This window comes from Streptomyces sp. NPDC060027, assembly GCF_042737005.1.
Taxonomy (GTDB): domain Bacteria; phylum Actinomycetota; class Actinomycetes; order Streptomycetales; family Streptomycetaceae; genus Streptomyces.
Genome location: NZ_JBHWVI010000083.1, coordinates 13,762 through 32,814 on the forward strand (window position 1 = coordinate 13,762; position 19,053 = coordinate 32,814).

16 protein-coding genes are annotated in these 19,053 nt (G+C 71.1%); 12 read left to right on the forward strand and 4 right to left on the reverse strand.

Translation table 11 applies throughout. From position 1 onward, the window contains the following. Positions 1-12 precede the first annotated feature (12 nt). The 12 genes from ACFWBT_RS21305 to ACFWBT_RS21360 all read left to right on the forward strand — a co-directional run bounded on the left by ACFWBT_RS21305 (position 13) and on the right by ACFWBT_RS21360 (position 12,249). Positions 13-1,272 carry an MFS transporter gene (locus tag ACFWBT_RS21305; RefSeq protein WP_385702570.1) on the forward strand — a complete coding sequence of 420 codons (1,260 nt, stop codon included), beginning with the start codon at positions 13-15 and terminating at the stop codon, positions 1,270-1,272. A gap of 9 nt (positions 1,273-1,281) precedes the next feature. Then, entirely contained in the window at positions 1,282-2,643 is a 1,362-nt protein-coding gene (pafA, locus tag ACFWBT_RS21310) for a Pup--protein ligase (protein ID WP_171143128.1), read from the forward strand. A 128-nt stretch (positions 2,644-2,771) separates the two neighbouring features. Then, positions 2,772-3,779: an FKBP-type peptidyl-prolyl cis-trans isomerase gene (locus ACFWBT_RS21315; protein ID WP_385702573.1), complete on the forward strand. Its 1,008-nt coding sequence runs from the start codon at positions 2,772-2,774 to the stop codon at positions 3,777-3,779. Positions 3,780-3,838: 59 nt separating this feature from the next. Further along, entirely contained in the window at positions 3,839-4,210 is a 372-nt protein-coding gene (locus ACFWBT_RS21320; protein WP_385702575.1) for an FKBP-type peptidyl-prolyl cis-trans isomerase, read from the forward strand. A gap of 122 nt (positions 4,211-4,332) precedes the next feature. Next, on the forward strand, positions 4,333-5,286 hold the full coding sequence (locus ACFWBT_RS21325) for a helix-turn-helix transcriptional regulator (RefSeq protein WP_385702578.1): 954 nt from the start codon (positions 4,333-4,335) through the stop codon (positions 5,284-5,286). 16 nt (positions 5,287-5,302) lie between these two features. After that, on the forward strand, positions 5,303-6,328 hold the full coding sequence (locus ACFWBT_RS21330) for a helix-turn-helix transcriptional regulator (protein WP_385702581.1): 1,026 nt from the start codon (positions 5,303-5,305) through the stop codon (positions 6,326-6,328). Positions 6,329-6,438: 110 nt separating this feature from the next. Continuing rightward, positions 6,439-6,699 carry a hypothetical protein gene (locus ACFWBT_RS21335; RefSeq protein WP_385702583.1) on the forward strand — a complete coding sequence of 87 codons (261 nt, stop codon included), beginning with the start codon at positions 6,439-6,441 and terminating at the stop codon, positions 6,697-6,699. A 10-nt stretch (positions 6,700-6,709) separates the two neighbouring features. Next, positions 6,710-6,904 (forward strand): hypothetical protein, encoded by a 195-nt coding sequence (locus ACFWBT_RS21340; RefSeq protein WP_385702586.1) that lies wholly within the window; start codon positions 6,710-6,712, stop codon positions 6,902-6,904. 237 nt (positions 6,905-7,141) lie between these two features. Then, positions 7,142-7,429 carry a Sec-independent protein translocase subunit TatA gene (gene tatA, locus ACFWBT_RS21345; protein WP_266756808.1) on the forward strand — a complete coding sequence of 96 codons (288 nt, stop codon included), beginning with the start codon at positions 7,142-7,144 and terminating at the stop codon, positions 7,427-7,429. 47 nt (positions 7,430-7,476) lie between these two features. Continuing rightward, entirely contained in the window at positions 7,477-8,427 is a 951-nt protein-coding gene (gene tatC, locus ACFWBT_RS21350) for a twin-arginine translocase subunit TatC (RefSeq protein WP_385702589.1), read from the forward strand. Positions 8,428-8,456: 29 nt separating this feature from the next. Then, positions 8,457-9,347, forward strand: coding sequence for a diacylglycerol kinase (locus ACFWBT_RS21355; RefSeq protein ID WP_385702591.1), 891 nt, complete (start codon positions 8,457-8,459; stop codon positions 9,345-9,347). A 40-nt stretch (positions 9,348-9,387) separates the two neighbouring features. Continuing rightward, entirely contained in the window at positions 9,388-12,249 is a 2,862-nt protein-coding gene (locus tag ACFWBT_RS21360; protein ID WP_385702594.1) for a DEAD/DEAH box helicase, read from the forward strand. A gap of 296 nt (positions 12,250-12,545) precedes the next feature. Here ACFWBT_RS21360 and atzF read toward each other — a convergent pair whose 3' ends face one another. The 4 genes from atzF to ACFWBT_RS21380 all read right to left on the reverse strand — a co-directional run. Continuing rightward, entirely contained in the window at positions 12,546-14,207 is a 1,662-nt protein-coding gene (gene atzF / locus ACFWBT_RS21365; protein WP_385702596.1) for an allophanate hydrolase, read from the reverse strand. Between the two features lie 276 nt (positions 14,208-14,483). After that, entirely contained in the window at positions 14,484-18,002 is a 3,519-nt protein-coding gene (locus ACFWBT_RS21370) for a 5-oxoprolinase/urea amidolyase family protein (RefSeq protein ID WP_385702598.1), read from the reverse strand. Continuing rightward, a complete protein-coding gene (locus ACFWBT_RS21375; protein ID WP_385702599.1) occupies positions 17,999-18,598 on the reverse strand; it encodes an urea amidolyase associated protein UAAP2 in 600 nt (199 codons plus the stop codon). Before ACFWBT_RS21375 ends, ACFWBT_RS21370 begins: the two co-directional genes overlap by 4 nt. Continuing rightward, positions 18,595-19,053 (reverse strand): DUF1989 domain-containing protein (locus ACFWBT_RS21380; protein ID WP_385702601.1); only part of this gene is annotated, 459 nt, incomplete at its 5' end. The genes ACFWBT_RS21375 and ACFWBT_RS21380, both read right to left, overlap by 4 nt.

Here is a 19,053-nt window from a genome sequence, read left to right on the forward strand (position 1 = left end):
GAAGGGCTCGACATGGCCGCGGGATACCTGGAGATCCTCAGGGCGAGGCACGCAGCGCGGCTGCTCGTCGGCACGCTCGTGGGGCGGTTGCCGAACGCCACCGCGGCCATCGCCGTCGTGCTGTTCGTCCGGGCCGAGGGCGGTACGTACAGCCTGGCGGGCGCGCTCGCCGCCGTGTACGGGGTGGCCAACGCGGTGGGGCAGCCCTTGCTCGGACGGCTCGTGGACGTCTACGGGCAGCCGCGGGTGCAACTGCCCGCGGCGCTCGTCTCGGCCTTCGGGATGGGTGTCTTCGCCTTCGTCGGGACGGACCGGCCGGCGCTCGCCTGCGCCGCGATGGGCGTGGCGGGGCTGTTCACGCCTCCCCTTGAGGGCGGCCTGCGGGCCCTGTGGCCCTCCGTCCTGCGCAAGGAGGAGCAGGTGCACACCGCGTACGCGATGGACGCCGTGGCGCAGGAAGTGATGTTCACCGTCGGGCCGTTGCTCGTGACGCTGTGCGTGTCGCTCTGGTCCGCCCAGGCGGCGCTGCTGATCCTGAGCGTCATCGGTGTCCTGGGGGCCCTCTCCGTGGTCGTCTCGCCGCCCTCGCGCGCGTGGCGGTCGGCCCCGCGCGAGGCGCACTGGCTCGGTGCCCTGCGCTCACCGGGGCTGGTGGCCCTGCTCGGCGCGTTCCTGTTCGTCGGGATGGCGCTCGGCTCGATCACGGTCGCCGCGGTGTCGTACGCCGACGGGCACGGAGGGGACGCCGTGTACGGCTGGCTGATGGCGGGCATCGGCCTGGGCGCGCTCCTCGGCGGCGTGGTCTACGGCGCGCGCCGGTGGGGCGGTGCCCCGGAGCGGCGACTGCGGGTGCTGGTCGCTCTTCTGGCGGTGTGTTACGTCCCACTGATGCTGGTGCCGGGTCCGGTCGCCATGACCGCGCTGACGACGCTGGCCGGAGTGTTCCTCGCGCCCTGCATCGCCTGCGCGTTCGTGCTGGTCGACCGGCACGCGCCGACGGGCACGGTCACGGAGGCGTTCTCCTGGCTCGTGACGACGTTCACCGTGGGCGCGTCGGTCGGAACGGGCATCGCGGGGCCCGTCGTCGAGTGGGGCGGGGCGGCCCGGGGCTTCGCCGTTCCGGGGGTCGCCGGCGTCGCCGCATTGGTGGTTCTGCTGGCCACGGGGCGGGTCCTCGCAGCTACCGGCCGGGGTGCGGTCGTTGCGGTCTCATCGGAAAATGATCCAAACCGTGCCGTCGAACCCCGTTTCAGCTCAGGGGATCGGGCGTAATGTTCAGTCATGGACCGCCGCATTTTCGGGCTGGAGAACGAGTACGGCGTCACGTGTACGTTCAGGGGACAGCGCCGCCTGTCTCCCGACGAGGTGGCGCGGTACCTCTTCCGCCGTGTCGTGTCATGGGGCCGCAGCAGCAATGTCTTTCTGCGGAACGGTGCCCGCCTTTATCTCGACGTGGGATCACATCCGGAATACGCGACACCCGAATGTGACAACGTGACGGAGCTCGTCACCCACGACAAGGCCGGCGAGCGCATTCTCGAAGGACTCCTGGTGGACGCCGAACGACGCCTGCACGAGGAAGGAATCGCGGGCGACGTCTACCTGTTCAAGAACAACACCGACTCGGCGGGCAACTCCTACGGGTGCCACGAGAACTATCTGGTGGCCCGGCACGGGGAGTTCTCCCGGCTCGCGGACATCCTCATTCCGTTCCTCGTCACGCGGCAGCTGCTGTGCGGCGCCGGCAAGGTGCTGCAGACGCCGCGCGGTGCCGTGTACTGCGTCAGTCAGCGGGCCGAGCACATCTGGGAGGGTGTCAGCTCCGCGACGACCCGCTCCCGGCCCATCATCAACACGCGTGACGAGCCGCACGCGGACGCCGAGCGCTATCGTCGGCTGCACGTCATCGTCGGCGACTCGAACATGTCCGAGACGACCATGCTCCTCAAGGTCGGCGCCACCGATCTGGTGCTGCGCATGATCGAGGCGGGCACTGTCATGCGCGACCTCACCCTGGAGAACCCCATTCGGGCGATCCGTGAGGTCAGCCACGACATCACGGGCCGCCGCAAGGTGCGCCTCGCCAGTGGCCGTGAGGCCTCCGCGCTCGAAGTGCAGCGCGAGTACTACGAGAAGGCCGTGGACTTCGTCGAGCGCCGCGGCATCCGCACCGGAACCGTCGAACAGGTGCTCGAACTGTGGGGCCGTGTGCTCGACTCGATCGAGGCCGAGGACCTAGACCGGATCGGCACCGAGATCGACTGGGTCATGAAGTACCAGCTCATCGAGCGGTACCGGGCCAAGCACAACATGACCATGTCGCATCCGCGGGTCGCACAGATAGACCTCGCCTACCACGACATCCACCGCCGTCGTGGCCTCTACTACCTGCTGGAGAGGAAGGGGCAAGCCGCTCGGATCTGCAACGACTTGAAGATCTTCGAGGGCAAGTCGGTGCCGCCGCAGACCACTCGGGCCCGGCTGCGGGGCGACTTCATCCGGCGCGCTCAGGAACAGCGCCGCGATTTCACCGTCGACTGGGTCCACCTGAAGCTGAACGACCAGGCACAGCGCACGGTGTTGTGCAAGGACCCGTTCCGTTCGGTGGACGACCGGGTGGAGAAGCTGATCGCCGGAATGTGAGCCGGGAGTTCCGCGGGTGAAGCGGAACGCAACGCGGGGCGCCGTACGTTTTCCGTACGGCGCCCTTCTCACGTCGTAGAGTTGCGCGCACGCCATCAACCAAGATCGACCGATACGAGGCCCCCACCGTGCGCCGACGCTCACTCCTTCTCGCCGTACCCGCTGGACTGGTCACACTTGCCGGATGCGGTGACGACGGCAAGTCAGACACGGCCAAGTCCAGCAAGAGTCCGTCGCCTTCGGCCTCCGCCGCGGCCTCCGCGCCGCCTCCGCCGAAGATCGTCGACGGCCCGCTGCCCGCGATCACCGCCGGTACGAAGTTCGGGGAGAAGCCGACCGTCGCCAAGGGCACCGGTGAGCCGTCGAAGGACCTCGCGGTCAAGACGGTCATCGCGGGCAATGGCCAGACGGTCGCGGAGAACGACTACATCCAGGCCAACTACCTGGGCCAGATCTGGGCCACGGCGAAGGTCTTCGACAACTCCTACGACCGTAAGACGCCGCTGGTCATCCAGCTGGCGCAGGGCGGCATCATCGACGGCTGGCGCTACGGCCTGATCGGCAAGAAGGTCGGCAGCCGCGTCGAGATGTCCGTCCCCCCGACCTGGGGCTACGGCACGCAGGGCAACGCTCAGGCGGGCATCAAGGGCACCGACACGCTCGTGTTCGTCGTCGACATCGAGAACGCGTTCAATTCCAAGAGCTCCGCCAAGGGCAAGGACGTCCCGCAGAGCGACGCCGCGCTGCCGAAGGTCGGGACCAACACGGACGGCGCCGCCCCCAAGATCACGGTGCCGAAGACGGACGCCCCCACGAAGCTCGTGGCGAACTATGTGATCGAGGGCGACGGCGAGGAGGTCAAGGCCGACAGCAGCGTCCTGGTGCAGTACGAGGGCGTGCTCTGGGACAGCGGCAAGGAGTTCGACTCCACGTACAAGCGGGGTCAGCTGACGTCGTTCTCGCTCCAGCAGGTCGTCAAGGGCTGGGCGCAGGGGCTGACCGGCAAGAAGGTGGGCAGCCGCGTCCTCATCGTGATCCCGCCGAAGCTGGGCTACGGCGACAACCCGCCGGCCGGCAGCGGCATCAAGAAGGACTCAACCCTCGTCTTCTCGGTCGACATCCTGGCGAAAATGTAACCCTTCGGGGATGTAACACTATCCGTGTTGCCTTTACGTACACAAGCAGGAGCAAAGACGTGAGCATCGAGAAGCCCGAGATCGACTTCCCGGGCGGCGAGCCCCCGGCGGACCTCGAGATCAAGGACATCTGGGAGGGCGAAGGCCCTGCGGCCGAGGCGGGTCAGACCGTCACGGTGCACTACGTGGGTGTCGCGTTCAGCACCGGCGAGGAGTTCGACGCCAGCTGGAACCGGAACTCGCCGTTCCGATTCCCGCTCGGTGGCGGCCGCGTCATCAAGGGCTGGGACCAGGGTGTGCAGGGCATGAAGGTCGGCGGCCGTCGCCAGCTGACCATCCCCGCCCACCTCGCCTACGGCAACCAGAGCCCGACCCCGGCGATCCAGCCCGGTGAGACGCTGATCTTCGTGGTCGACCTGCTCGGAGTCTGATCCCAACAGACCGGATCCGATCAGCTGGGGCCCATGCCTGTTCGGGCATGGGCCCTCGGCTTTTGCCGCGACACTCCGGAGCGGTACGGTCATCGGTCGGAAGCACCATAGGAAGGGCGTCGATGGCCATTGCCAAGGCCGAGCGGCTGATGAACCTCGCACTGTGTCTGCTCGGGACGCGGCGGCCGCTCAGCAAGCGCGAACTCCGCGAGTCCATCGAGGCCTATCTCGAAGCCGGGTCGGACGACTCGTTCAATCGGATGTTCGAGCGCGACAAGGACGATCTGCGCGAACTCGGCCTGGTCATCGAGACGGTGGAGAACCTCGACGGCGAGGTCGGCTATCTCGCCCGCCGCGACAGCAACCGCCTGCCGCCCATCACCCTCGACGCCGAGGAGGCGGCCGCCCTAGGTCTGGCCGCCAAGGTCTGGCAGCAGGCCCGGCTGGCCGGTGCCGCGAGCGGCGCGCTCCAGAAGCTGCGCGCCGCGGGTCTGCCCGAGGATGTGGACCCGTACGGGTCGCACGGCGCTCTGGAGCCGCACATCCCCGTCCACGAGGCCGCCTTCGAACCCCTGATGCTGGCCTGCCGCGACCGCCGCCCGGTCGTCTTCGACTACCGCAAGGCCACCGCCGCGCGCCCCGAGACCCGGCATGTCGAGCCGTGGGCCCTGGAGTGCTGGCGCGGTCACTGGTACCTCGCGGGCTGGGACCGCGACCGGGGCGCCGAGCGGGTCTTCCGGCTCTCCCGGATCACCGGCAAGGTCCGCGCGCGTGCGGGGCGGTACACGGCCGAAGTGCCGGACGTCGTCACCGTGCGTGAGACGGTCGCCGGCTGGGCGGGGGAGATCGCCGACCGCTCCGCGCTGATCCGGCTGCGCTCCGGCGCGGGCTACCCGCTGCGGGCCAAGGCCGTCTCCGTACGGGAACTGGGAGACGGCTGGGACGAGTTGGAGATTCCGTACGGGCACGGACTGGACGCCTGGCTCGTCGAGTTCGGGCCGGACGTCGTGGTCGTGGAGCCCGCCGAACTGCGGGCCGATGTGCTGGACCGGCTGCGCGCCGTGGCCAAGGGCTGAGGGGAAACGTAAGAAAGTGGCAGGAAAACCGGCCAGGCCCACCAACGCGATCGACCAGACCCGGCGGATGCTCTCCCTGGTGACGTATCTGCGCGAGCGCCCCGGCGCGCGCGTCGGCGATGTCGCCCGGGCCTTCGGGATCACCGAGGACGAGCTGATCTCCGACCTCGACGTGCTGCCGCTGTGCGGGACCAGCTTCCGTGGCGGGGATCTGCTCGACATCGACACGGACGGCGACCGGATCTGGTGGCACAACCCCGACGACGTCGCCGAGCCGCTGCGGATCGCCGCCGACGAGGCGACCGCACTGCTGGTGGCCGCCCGCGCGGTGTCCACCCTGCCCGGGCTGCGTGAGGGCGACCGGCAGGCGCTGTTGCGGGCCACCGCCAAGGTGGAGGCCGCTTCCGGGGAGGCGGCGGGTGCCAGCTCGCGGCTGTCGGTGACCTTCGAGTCCGAAGGCGGTGTCTTCGCCGACGTGGACCGGGCGATCTCCGAGCGCCGCAGGCTGTGGATCCGCTACTACTCGCCCTCGCGGGACGAGCTGAGCGAGCGCGAGATCGACCCGATCCGCCTGGTCAGCGTCGGACACACCTATGTCGAGGCATGGTGCCGCCGTTCCGAGGCGCGCCGCACCTTCCGGCTCGACCGGGTCGCCGAGATCCGCATCCTGGACGAGCCGTCCGCGCCGCCCGAGGTTGAACTGCGGGACCTCTCCGAGGGGCTGGTCCAGCCCGCGGCCGAGGATCCCGAGGTGGTCGTGGAGGTCGGTCCGGGCGGGCGCTGGGTCGCCGAGTACTACCCGCACGACAGCGCGGATGAGCTGCCGGACGGCGGGCTGCGTATCACTCTGCGGACCCCCGATCCCACGTCGCTGCGGCGGCTGGCCCTGCGCCTCGGCGGTGACGGCCGGATCGTCTCGCCGCAGGACCTCGCGGACAGCGCTCGCGGCGCGGCCCGCGAGGCGCTCGCCGCCTACGACGCGCCGGCGGGGCTCGAAGGGGCCGAGAACGGGCCGTACGAGAGGCGGGAGCAGGGACTTTGAGCACGTCGTCGATGCCCGGTGCGCAGGGAAGGCCGGGCGCCTCGGAAAAGTCGGGTGCCGCGCGGGCGGGGACGCCGGGGCGGACGGGGGTGTCGTCGGGCGGGCCGGAGATGTCGGTCGTGACGGCCTTCGCCGGGATGCGAAGGGTGGTCGAGGTCCTGTTCAAGGCCGCCTGTCCCGACTGCCGGGCCGGCTTCGAGCTCACACCGGGTGCTCTGCGCCTGGCCATCGGCGCCAGCAGCCGCACCACGTTCTACTCGTTCACCTGCCCCGAGTGCGGTTCCGCCGTCCGCAAGCCCGCGGGGGAGCGCATCGTCGAGTTGCTCACCGGGGGCGGGGTCCGCACGCTGCGCCTGCACTCCACCCTCTAGGGTCGTGGTCATGTTCTGGCCGATGTTTGCGATCGCTGTGGGATTCCTGGGAATCGCGGTTCTGGGAGTGCTCGCCGTCCGTGTCTTCCTGGAAGCGGAGCGTCTGGGCAGACAGGTGGCGGACTCCGCGCGCCGTATCGGCAAAGCCGCGAACGACCTGGAACGAGCCGCCGTCGGGGCCGCTCGATCTATGGATGCGGTATGAGTCGTTCCATGGGCGGGCAATGCAGCACGGCAGCCTGTCAACTTCGTGCTGGGGCCAGGTACGCTCAAGGGCGCGGCCCGGATAACGAGGCGCGGGCCGCGAACTGGGAGTACGCACAGGGATTGCCCCGCGTTCACCCCTGAGCGCTACGATCGCTGTCACCACGACGATCGGACACATGTCCGGCCGATCGGACGGCACCCCGACCATGCAGCCTCGGTGAGAAGGTAAAGACTTATGTTCGGAAGGCTCGGAGCTCCCGAGATCATTCTCATCCTCGTCGTCATCATCCTGCTGTTCGGCGCGAAGAAGCTTCCGGACATGGCGCGCTCCCTCGGCAAGTCCGCCCGGATCCTCAAGAGCGAGGCGAAGGCGATGAAGGACGAAGGCAGCAACCCCGCCCCGGCCGGCCCGCCCAGCACCGACGAGCAGCCCCCGGCTCAGCGCACCATCCAGGCCGCCCCCGGCGACGTGACCAGCTCGCGCCCGGTCGCCGAGCCGACGGACTCGACCAACCAGCGCTGACGCAGGGCCGGTGACCTCCGGCCCGCCGCACGAGATGGGAACGTGGGTTGCTCAAGTCTGCCCGCCAGAAGGAAGAGAAGGATCCGGAGGGGCGGATGCCCCTCGCGGAGCACCTTCGCGAGCTCCGCAACCGGCTCGTGAAGAGTGTGTTGGCGATCATCGTCGGGATGATCATCTCTGCCTTCTTCTACAAGAACATCATGGAGTTCTTCACGAACCCCATCCTCGACGCCGTCGGGTGCAAGTACAGGTTTGCGGAGCTGGCGCAGAATCCTGACAGCAAGCAGTGCGCGCGCATCGTGCAGAACGGATTGCTCAGCCCGTTCACGCTGGCACTGACGGTGTCGATGTCGACCGGTGTCGTGCTGGCGTCTCCTGTGTGGCTCTATCAGCTCTGGGCTTTCGTGGCGCCCGGTCTGCACGGTAACGAGAAGAAGTACGCGCTCGGCTTCGTCGCCGCGGGCTTCCCCCTCTTCGTCACCGGCGCCTACTTCGCCTACTGGACGCTGCCCAAGATGGCGTCGGTGATGCTGGAGTTCTCGATCATCGGCAGCGACAACCAGCTGCCACTCGATGACCTGTTGCAGCTCATCATGCGGATGATCATCGTCTTCGGGCTCTCCTTCGAACTTCCCCTGCTGCTGGTCATGCTGAACTTCGGCGGCGTTCTCTCGGGACGCCGAATGGCAGGCTGGTGGCGGGCGATGGTCATGGGGATCACGCTGTTCGCGGCGATCGCCACGCCCAGCACCGACCCCATCTCCATGCTGGCGCTGGCAGGGCCGATCTGGTTCCTGTACTTCGTCGGCACGGGTGTGGCCCTGCTCAACGACCGGCGTCGTGCCCGCCGCGCGGCCGCCGGACCGGCCGACGACGAGGCCTCCGAACTCGACCTCACCCCCGAGGACATCGGCGAGACCGAGTCCGTGTCGGCCCGTGGGGCCCTCCCGGAGCAGGCGAGCTCGGACCGGGTCAACGGTTATGACGACGTGACCTGACGCAGCCCGGGACCTCGTAGGGTCAGCCTGTGACCAGCGAGATCACCCTCTTCGTCAACCCCACCGCGGGCCGCGGCCGGGGCGCCCACGCGGCGCTGCCGGCCGCTTCCGCGTTGCGGGCCGCGGGATTCTCCGTCCGGACGGTCCTCGGCGAGAACGCGGCTGACGCCCTCACCCGGGCGCGGGAAGCCGTCGCGGACGGCACCGGCGCCCTGGTCGCGGTCGGCGGCGACGGCATGGCGAACCTCGCCCTGCAGGCCGTCGCGGGGACCCGTACCCCGCTCGGCCTGGTCGCCGTGGGCACCGGGAACGACTTCGCGCGTGCCCTCGGCCTGCCCGTGGGCGACCCGGAGGCATCGGGGCGCCTGATCGCCGAGGCGCTCCAGGGCGACCGGTTGGGCGATGTCGACCTGGGCCGGGTGAACGGCACGTGGTTCGGCACCGTCCTCGCCTCCGGGTTCGACTCCCGGGTCAACGACCGCGGCAACCGGATGCGGTGGCCCGTCGGCCGCTTCAAGTACGACCTCGCCATGCTCGCCGAGCTGGCCGCCTTCCGGCCCTTCGCGTACCGCATCACGCTCGACGACGGTGAGACCCGGGAGATCGAGGCGACGCTCGTCGCCGTCGGCAACGGATCGTCGTACGGCGGCGGCATGAGGATCTGCCCCGGCGCGGTCCTCGGTGACGGGCTGTTCGACATCACCGTGGTCGGCGACTGCAGTCGTACGACCCTGCTCAAGGTGTTCCCGAAGGTCTACCGGGGCACCCACGTCGATCATCCCGTGGTGACCGTGCACCGGGCGGCCCGTGTCGAGCTCGTCGCCGAGGGCATCACCGGCTACGCGGACGGGGAACCGCTCGGGCCGCTGCCGCTCACCGCGGAGTGCATACCGGCCGCCGTACGCGTCGCACTTCCCTGAGCTGCGGGGATCCGATGTTTCACAGCATCTGATACGGATAATGATCGTCCTCATGTCAGTGGCTCCCGGTAGTCTCGAAAGCACGATGACAGAGGACCTCTCACCGGCCGAGCGGTATGCGGCAGCACGCAGGCGCGCTGTCGAGCAGGCCACCGCGCTCGCCTCCTTCCGCGAGATGTACGACTTCGGCCTCGACCCCTTCCAGATCGAGGCCTGCCAGGCGCTCGAGACGGGCAAGGGTGTGCTGGTGGCCGCGCCCACCGGCTCGGGCAAGACGATCGTCGGCGAGTTCGCCGTCCACCTCGCCCTCCAGCAGGGCAAGAAGTGCTTCTACACGACACCGATCAAGGCGCTCTCCAACCAGAAGTACTCCGACCTGTGCCGCCGTTACGGCGCGGACAAGGTCGGCCTGCTCACCGGCGACAACAGCGTCAACTCCGAAGCCCCGGTGGTCGTCATGACCACCGAGGTGCTGCGGAACATGCTGTACGCGGGCTCGCAGACCCTCCTCGGACTCGGCTACGTGGTGATGGACGAGGTGCACTACCTCTCCGACCGCTTCCGTGGCGCCGTCTGGGAGGAAGTGATCATCCATCTCCCCGAGTCGGTGACCCTGGTGTCGCTGTCGGCGACCGTGTCGAACGCGGAGGAGTTCGGTGACTGGCTGGACACCGTGCGCGGCGACACCCAGGTGATCGTCTCCGAACACCGGCCCGTCCCGCTGTTCCAGCACGTGCTGGCCGGACGGCGGATGTACGACCTCTTCGAGGAGGGCGAGGGCCAGCGGAAGGCCGTCAACCCCGACCTCACGCGCATGGCGCGCATGGAGGCCAGCCGCCCGTCGTACCAGGACCGCAAACGGGGCCGCGCGATGCGCGAGGCCGACCGGGAGCGTGAGCGCAGACAGCGCTCGCGCATCTGGACGCCCGGCCGTCCCGAGGTCATCGAGCGGCTCGACAACGAAGGACTGCTGCCCGCCATCACGTTCATCTTCAGCCGCGCGGCCTGCGAGGCCGCCGTGCAGCAGTGCCTGTACGCCGGCCTGCGGCTGAACGACGACGCGGCGCGCGCCCGAGTGCGTGAACTCGTCGAGGAGCGCACCGCCTCCATCCCGGACGAGGACCTGCACGTCCTCGGCTACTTCGAATGGCTGGAGGGTCTGGAGCGGGGTATCGCGGCCCACCACGCGGGGATGCTGCCCACGTTCAAGGAGGTCGTCGAGGAGCTGTTCGTCCGCGGTCTCGTCAAGGCCGTCTTCGCCACCGAGACCCTCGCGCTGGGCATCAACATGCCTGCCCGGTCGGTGGTGTTGGAGAAGCTCGTCAAGTGGAACGGCGAGCAGCACGCCGACATCACCCCCGGTGAGTACACCCAGCTCACCGGCCGCGCCGGCCGCCGTGGCATCGACGTCGAGGGCCACGCGGTCGTGCTGTGGCAGCGCGGCTTCAGCCCCGAACACCTGGCGGGACTCGCGGGCACGCGCACCTATCCGCTGCGCTCCAGCTTCAAGCCGTCGTACAACATGGCCGTGAACCTGGTCGAGCAGTTCGGGCGGCACCGCTCGCGCGAGCTTCTGGAGACGTCCTTCGCGCAGTTCCAGGCCGACAAGTCGGTCGTCGGGATCTCCCGGCAGGTGCAGCGCAACGAGGAAGGCCTCGAGGGATACAAGGAGTCCATGACCTGCCACCTCGGGGACTTCGACGCGTACATGGCGCTGCGCCGCGAACTCAAGGACCGTGAGACCGAGCTGGCCCGGCAGGGCATGTCGCAGCGCCGGGCCGAAGCGGCCGTCGCCCTGGAGAGGCTGAAGCCGGGCGACGTGATCCATGTGCCGACCGGCAAGTACGCGGGGCTGGCGCTGGTGCTGGACCCCGGGCTGCCCGCGGGCAGGTCGAACGGCCACCGGGGCTTCGAGCAGCACGACGGCCCGCGCCCGCTGGTGCTCACGGCCGAGCGCCAGGTGAAGCGGCTGGCCTCGATGGACTTCCCGGTGCCGGTCGAGGCGCTCGACCGGATGCGGATCCCCAAGTCCTTCAACCCGCGCTCGCCGCAGTCCCGGCGCGACCTGGCGTCCGCCCTGCGGACCAAGGCCGGGCACATCGTCCCGGACCGGCACCGCAGGAAGCGCTCCGAGGCCGCCGACGACCGTGAGATCGCCCGGCTGCGCACGGCGATCCGCGCGCACCCCTGCCATGGGTGCAACGACCGCGAGGACCACGCCCGTTGGGCCGAGCGCTACCACCGCCTGCAGCGTGACACCTCGCAGCTGGAGCGCCGTATAGAGGGCCGGACGAACACCATCGCCCGCACCTTCGACCGGATCGTCGCCCTGCTCACCGAGCTGGACTATCTGCGCGGCGACGAGGTCACCGAGCACGGCAAGCGACTCGCCCGGCTGTACGGCGAACTCGACCTGCTGGCCAGCGAATGCCTGCGCGCCGGCGTCTGGGACGGGCTGGACCCCGCCGAACTCGCCGCCTGCGTCTCGGCGTTGGTGTACGAGTCCCGGGCCGCCGACGACGCCATGGCGCCGAAGGTGCCGTCCGGCAAGGCCAAGGCCGCGCTCGGCGAGATGGTCCGCATCTGGGGCCGTCTCGACGCGCTGGAGGAGGACTTCGGGATCAGCCAGACCGAGGGGGTCGGCCAGCGCGAGCCGGACCTCGGCTTCGCCTGGGCCGCTCACGAGTGGGCGTCCGGCAAGGGCCTCGACGAGGTGCTGCGCGAGGCCGAGATGCCCGCCGGTGACTTCGTGCGCTGGTGCAAGCAGGTCATCGACGTCCTCGGCCAGATCGCGGCGGCCGCGCCCGTCTCGGGCGGCGAGAGGTCGACGGTCGCGAAGAACGCGCGCAAGGCGGTCGACGCCCTGCTCCGCGGAGTGGTGGCGTACTCGTCGGTGGGCTGACGAGCGGCGGCGGCCCTGCCGCCGGTGAGTCGAATCGATGCGGCCGGTGGCGTGCCGTCCTCCCGTCCGGGAGGCGGCGCCCCACCGGCCGCGCGTGTTCGGGCGGGGCGCGACTGGCGGCTCGGCGATCGTTCCGCCGGGATGCGGTCGATGGCCCCGCGCCGGTGTCCGGCGGGGCGCATCGCGTGGCCCGCGCCTGCTTCCGCGGGGTGCGGTCGACGGCTCCGCGCCCGTTTTCTGCGGTGCGGGCAGCGGTCCGCGGCCGTTCCGGGGGTGCCGTCGGCGGTCCGGGTGGGTCAGTGGTCCGGGTGGCGGCTCACGTACGCGCGCCAGCCGCCGTACTCCGTGATGTCGGGCGCCCCGTCCAGCGCGCCGGGTTCGCAGAGGAATCCGGGGACGCGGCTGCCGTCGGCCAGTTCGACGCTGCCCAGCGTCATCGGACGGGGGAGCGCCGCCAGCAGGCGTCCGAGGCCGTCCGCCGGGAGGCTCCACACCTCGGCCTCGACGGCGCCGCCGCCCGCTCCGACATGGACGAGGCCCGGTTTCGGCGGGGTGGTGTCCAGGGCGTGCAGGCGGTAGACGGCGGCGGTCGTGGTCGTACGGTCCAGGCGCGCGCCCAGGGACAGCAACTGCGGGTTGAGCGGCTGGCCGGACAGATGCGCCCCGACCACGGCGAGGCTCGTCCCCGGCTCCAGTGAGCGGGCGATCCGCGCCAGCCGCTCGTCGGTGAACGCCGGGCCGATCAGCATCACGCCGAAGGGGAGTCCGGCGGGGGTCCGTCCGGCCGGGACGGCGACGGCCGCCAGGTCGAAGAGGTTCGTGGAGTTGGTGAAGCGGCCCAGGCGGGCGTTGGCGCCCAGCGGGTCGGCGGCGACCTCGGCGAGCGTGGGATGGCCGGGCGCGGTGGGCAGCAGCAGCGCGTCCGCGTCGGCCAGTTCGGCGAGCGCCCGGGTGCGCAGCGAAGCCAGCCGTTCCTGGTCGGCGTAGAGCTGGTGGGCCGGGATGTCCCGGGCTCGGGTGATGATCCCCGCGACGGTCGGGTCGAGACCGGTACCCCCCTCGGAGATCAGCTTGTCGACAAAGCTCCCCACCGCCGTGTAGCGCTCGGCGACGAAGGCGCCCTCGTAGAGCATGGCGGCGGCCTCGGTGAACGGGGCGAGGTCGAGGGTACGCACCTCGGCCCCGGCCGCCACGAGCCGGTGCACGGCAGCCTCGTAGGCCTCGGCCCAGCCTTCGTCCAGTTCGCCGAGCTGTGCCGTCGGCGGGACGGCGACGCGCCAGGGCCCCGGCGCGCGCCGGGCGAGGGGCAGCTCGCGTCCGGAGGGGGAGGCCAGGTGGGCGAGGGCCTGTTCGGCCTCCGGGAGCGTGCGGGCGAACACGGTCACGCAGTCGAGGGAGGCGCAGGCCGGGACGACACCGGTCGTGGGCACCAGACCGCGGGTCGGCTTGAGACCGACGATGCCGTTGAACGCGGCGGGGACGCGGCCGGAGCCGGCGGTGTCCGTGCCGAGGGCGAGGTCGACGATGCCGAGGGCCACCGCCACGGCGGATCCCGAGCTGGAGCCGCCGCTGATCCTTTCCGGGTCCAGGGCGCCCCGGACGGCGCCGTGGGGAGAGCGGGTGCCGACCAGGCCGGTGGCGAACTGGTCGAGGTTCGTGGTGCCGAGGACGATGGATCCGGCCGCGCGGAGGCGGGCGACCGCGGGGGCGTCGGCCTCCGGGGCGTACGCGTAGGCCGGGCAGCCGGCGGTGGTGGGCAGGCCCGCCACATCGATGTTGCCCTTCGCGGCGAAGAGCGTGCCGGCGAGCGGGAGGCGCTCGCCGGCGGCGACACGGGCGTCCACGGCCCGGGCCTCCTGCTCGACCTCCGCCCGGGGGCGCAGGTCGATCCAGATCTCGGGGCGGTCCGCGGCCTCGATGCGGGCGTACGCCATGCGGACTCGGGTGAGGGCGGACATCGGAACTCCTTGTGCTGGGGTGGTTCCCTCGGGTGCGGGTGCGGGTGCGGGTGCGGGTGCGGGTGCGAGTGGGCGGCTGCGGGCGGCCGCGGGGCGCTGCGACGACGGCGGGTGCGGCGGGTGCGGGTGCCGACGGTTCCGGGGACGGTGCCTGCGGTCCGGGGACGGTGCCGACGGTTCGGGGGACGGTGCCGACGGTTCGGGGGACGGTGCCGACGGTTCGGGGGACGGTGCCGACGGTTCGGGGGACGGTGTCTGTGGTTCCGGGGGCGGTGCCTAGGGTTCCAGGGGTGCCAGGACCACCAGCGCCGTGCCCGCCTCCACCTGGTCGCCCGGTTGGGCGAGGATCTGCCGGACCACGCCGTCGATCGGGGCGGGGACGCGCGATTCCATCTTCATCGCCTCCAGGGCGAGCAACGGTTGCCCCGCCGTCACCGTCTCACCCTGCTCCACGTTCAGCTGCCACACCGACGCGGCGAACTCGGCCTCGATCAGCCGGCCGCCCGCCGGGACGCTCACCTCGGCGGCCGGGGCCGGTGGGGCCGCAGCCGCCTCCGCGCGGGTGAACTCGCCCGCCGCCTCCCAGGCGTCCCGTTCGGCGGAGAACGCGCCGCCCTGCCGGGCCCGGAACTCCGCGATCGACTCGGCGTTCTCGGCGAGGAAGGTCTCGTACGCGGCGAGCGAGAAGGTGCCCTCCTCGACGCGCGGCACGAAGCGGCCGGAGATGATGTCGGCCCGCAGCTCCAGGAGTTCGTCCGCCTCCACCGGGTACCACTTGATCCGGTCGAAGAAGCGCAGCAGCCAGGGCGAGCCCGGCTCGAAGGCGCCGCGCTGCTGCCAGCCCGACCACACCTGGGTCGTCCGGCCGACGAACTGGTAGCCGCCGGGGCCCTCCATGCCGTAGACGCAGAGGTAGGCGCCCCCGATGCCGACCGAGTTCTCGGCGGTCCAGGTGCGGGCCGGGTTGTACTTCGTGGTGACCAGACGGTGGCGGGGGTCGAGCGGGGTGGCGACCGGGGCGCCCAGGTACACGTCGCCCAGGCCGAGGACGAGGTACTCGGCGTCGAAGACCGTGCGGTACACGTCGTCCACCGAGTCCAGGCCGTTCACGCGGCGGATGAACTCGATGTTCCACGGGCACCAGGGCGCGTCGTCGCGGACACCGGCCATGTAGCGGGCGATCGCCTCGCGGGTGGCCGGGTCGTCCCAGGACAGCGGGAGATGGACGGTGCGGGAGGGGACGACGAGCTGGTCGCTCTGGGGGAGGGCGCGGACCGTCCGCCGTACGGTGTCCAGGAGTTCGCGTGGGGACAGACGGCGTGGGTCCGTCCGGATCTGCAGCGAGCGGATGCCCGGGGTCAGATCCGTGACGCCGTCGAGAGCGGCCTCCGTCACCGCCTCCATCAGCGCGTGGACGCGCATGCGCAGGGCCAGGTCCAATTGCATGGGCCCGAACTCGACCAGCAGGTTGTCGTCGCCGCTGCGGCGGTACGTCACATCGCCGTCCCGGGCGAGCACCCCGCCGTCGACGATCGCGGGCCGCGCCGATCCGTCCTCGGCGAGCGGCGCGAAGCGCACGGTGTCGCCGGGGCGGAACTGGCCGAGCTTCCAGCGCTCCGTGCTGACGACGGTCGCCGGACAGACGAAGCCGCCGAGCGAGGGGCCGTCCGGGCCGAGCAGCACCGGCATGTCGCCGGTGTAGTCGACGGCCCCGACCGAGTAGGGCGTGTCGTGGATGTTGGACGGGTGCAGGCCCGCCTCGCCACCGTCCGTGCGGGCCCAGCGCGGCTTCGGGCCGATGAGCCGGACGCCGGTGCGGGCCGAGTTGAAGTGGACCTTCCAGTCCGCCGCGTAGAAGTCGTGGATGTCGTCCTCGGTGAAGAACTCCGGTGCGGCGTGCGGTCCTTCGAGAACGCCGACCCGCCACTCGGCCGTGAGGCCGGGACGGTCGCCGGACGGCACGGGTGCCCCGAGCGCCGTGACCGCACCGCCGTGCAGCACGTCTCCGGTCCGCAGGGTCCGGCCCCCGTGGCCGCCGAACCGGCCGAGCGTGAAGGTGGCGGCGCTGCCGAGGAACGCTGGCACGTCCAGGCCGCCGCCCGCGAACAGGACATAGGTGCGCAGGCCGTGCCCGGTGGGCGCGCCGACCTCCAGCACCGCCCCGGCCGGCACGGTCACCGGCTCCCACTGGGCGACGGCGGCGCCGTCCACCGTGACCGGTGCGGGGGCCCCGGTGACGCAGACCGTCGTGGCGTGCGTGAACCGCAACGTCGGGCCCTGCAAGGTGCATTCGAGCCCGGGGGCGCCCTCGGTGTTGCCGAGCGACCGGTTGCCGAGCCGGAAGGAGAGGTCGTCCATCGGGCCGCACGGCGGGACCCCGACCTGCCAGTAGCCGGTGCGGCCGGGCCAGTCCTGCACCGTGGTGAGCGTGCCGCCGGACACGACCTCGACGCGCGGTGTGGGATCGCCGACACCGGCGAGGGTGGCCGTCGAGTGCTCCGCCCGCCGGAAGGACGGTTCGGCGAGCGCGGCCCGCACCAGCCCGAGATTGGTCTCGATGCCGTCCACCCGGGTCCTGGCCAGCGCCTCGTCGAGCCGCTCCAGGGCGTGCGCCCGGTCCGGGCCGTACGCGATGATCTTCGCGAGCATCGGGTCGTACGACGTGGTCACCTCGGTGCCCGTCTCGACCCAGCCGTCCACGCGGACGCCGCCGGGGAACTCGACCCGGGTCAACAGGCCCGCGCTCGGGCGGTGTTCGCGCGAGGGGTCCTCGGCGTACACCCGGGCCTCGACGGCGTGACCGCGGGGCGCCCCGGGGTCACGTACGACCTCGGACTCACCCCTGGCCAGGCGGAGCATCCAGGCGACCAGGTCGACGCCGTAGATCTCCTCGGTGACCGGATGTTCCACCTGGAGACGGGTGTTGACCTCCAGGAAATACGCCTCCTCGCGGGCGGCGTCGTACACGAACTCGACGGTCCCGGCCGATCGGTAGTCGACTGAAGCGCACAACTCGCGGGCGGCGGCGGCGAGTCGGTCGCGCACGGGGGAGGGCAGGCCCGGAGCGGGGGCCTCCTCCAGGACCTTCTGGTTGCGGCGCTGGAGCGAGCAGTCGCGGTCGCCGAAGGTGACGACGCGGCCCCGGCCGTCGCCGAAGACCTGCACCTCGACATGGCGGGCGTGCTCGACCAGACGCTCGAGGAAGACCCCGGCCGAGGAGAAGGAGGCCGCCGCGACGCGCTGCACCCGGTCCCAGGCCTCGGTCAGTTCATCGGCGGATCGACATGCCGACATGCCGATGCCGCCGCCCCCGCCGGTGGCCTTGAGCATGACGGGATAGCCGATGCGGCCGGCCGCCTCCAGTGCCTCGGGAAGGCCGGAGAGCAGTCCCGTTCCCGGTGCCAGCGGCACCCCCGCGGCCTCGGCAGCGGCCCGCGCCGTGTGCTTGGCGCCGAACAGTTCCAGCTGCTCCGGGGTCGGCCCGACGAACACGATCCCGGCGTCCTCGCAGCGCCGCGCGAACGCCGCGTCCTCGGACAGGAAGCCGTAGCCGGGGTGGATCGCCCCGGCCCCGGTGTCCTTGGCGGCCTTCAGGACCAGGTCGCCGTCGAGGTAGGACTCCTTGGCGGGGGCCGGGCCGAGGCGTACGGCCTCGTCGGCGAGCCGGACGTGGGGTGCCGAGCGGTCGGCGTCGGAGTACACGGCGACCGTGCGCAGGCCGAGTTCGCGGGCGCTGCGGATGATCCGGACGGCGATCTCGCCGCGGTTGGCGATCAGCAGGGTGTCGAAGGTCATGCGGACGCCCCGATCGTGATCGCGACCGCCGTCGGTTCGAAGCCGTTGCACGGGTTGTTGATCTGGGGGCAGTTGGAGACCAGCACGATCACATCGCGCTCGGCGCGCAGGGTCAGCCTGAGCCCCGGTGCGGAGATCCCGTCGACGATGCCGAGGGTGCCGTCCTTCTCGACCGGCACGTTCATGTACCAGTTGATGTTGGAGACGAGGTCGCGCTTGCCGAGGCCGTGACGGGCGCCCTCCGCGAGGAAGTTGTCCACGCAGGCGTGCTGGGACCAGGTGTGGTACCCGTAGCGCAGGGTGTTGGACTCCTTGGAGCAGGCGCCGCCGACCGTGTCGTGCCGGCCGACCTCGTCCTCGACGACGGTCATCAGCGGGGTGTGCTCGTTCGACATCAGCACACTGCCCGTCGTCAGGAAGATGTTCCCCTGCGCCTGGATCGTGTCGGGCGCGCTGTAGCGGACGGCGGTGTCCTCGGCGGCGTACACCAGGAAGTCGACGGCCTGGTTGCCGTGCAGATCGGTGACGGTGAGCGTCTCACCGGCGCGGACGACCGCGGACCAGGCGGCGCGGGCCGGGACGGTGACGTGGGTCATGCGAGCCCCCTCGTGGCAAGGAATTCGGCGGTGTTGAGGAAGGCGCGGCGGCCTTCGGGGGTGGCCTCCCACAGCGGGTCGCCCGCCGCGGTGGCCCGCGCACGCCAGGCCAGCACCTCCAGGGGGGTGCTCGTGTAGTCCGGGCGCGGATCGGCCGGGTGCGGCACGTTCGCGATCAGCACGGTGAGGTCCTGCTCGGCGCGGAGGGTGACGCTGCCGCCGGGGCCGGACGAGCCGGTGAAGTCCAGTGAGCCGTCGTCGCGTATCTCCACGCCCTGGAAGAAGGAGAGCGAGGGCGGCAGATCGCGGGGCGCGAGCCCGTTCTTGGCGGCGGCCAGTTTGAACAGCTCGCGTCCGGCCGGGGACGCGGACTGCGGAGTTCCGTCCCCGTACCGCTCGGTGTTGCGTACGAGCGTGGAGGTGCCGCACAGGGCGTCGTGCCGTCCGGAGGAGTC

Excerpts from the sequence above, each read along its gene's own strand:
- ACFWBT_RS21325 (WP_385702578.1), top strand. The coding sequence starts at position 4,333 with ATGGCCATTGCCAAGGCCGAGCGGCTGATGAACCTCGCACTGTGTCTG.
- ACFWBT_RS21340 (WP_385702586.1), top strand. The coding sequence starts at position 6,710 with ATGTTCTGGCCGATGTTTGCGATCGCTGTGGGATTCCTGGGAATCGCG.
- ACFWBT_RS21370 (WP_385702598.1), bottom strand. The coding sequence starts at position 18,002 with ATGACCTTCGACACCCTGCTGATCGCCAACCGCGGCGAGATCGCCGTC.
- atzF (WP_385702596.1), bottom strand. The coding sequence starts at position 14,207 with ATGTCCGCCCTCACCCGAGTCCGCATGGCGTACGCCCGCATCGAGGCC.
- pafA (WP_171143128.1), top strand. The coding sequence starts at position 1,282 with ATGGACCGCCGCATTTTCGGGCTGGAGAACGAGTACGGCGTCACGTGT.
- ACFWBT_RS21335 (WP_385702583.1), top strand. The coding sequence starts at position 6,439 with ATGTCGGTCGTGACGGCCTTCGCCGGGATGCGAAGGGTGGTCGAGGTC.
- ACFWBT_RS21360 (WP_385702594.1), top strand. The coding sequence starts at position 9,388 with ATGATCGTCCTCATGTCAGTGGCTCCCGGTAGTCTCGAAAGCACGATG.
- ACFWBT_RS21375 (WP_385702599.1), bottom strand. The coding sequence starts at position 18,598 with ATGACCCACGTCACCGTCCCGGCCCGCGCCGCCTGGTCCGCGGTCGTC.
- tatA (WP_266756808.1), top strand. The coding sequence starts at position 7,142 with ATGTTCGGAAGGCTCGGAGCTCCCGAGATCATTCTCATCCTCGTCGTC.
- ACFWBT_RS21305 (WP_385702570.1), top strand. The coding sequence starts at position 13 with ATGGCCGCGGGATACCTGGAGATCCTCAGGGCGAGGCACGCAGCGCGG.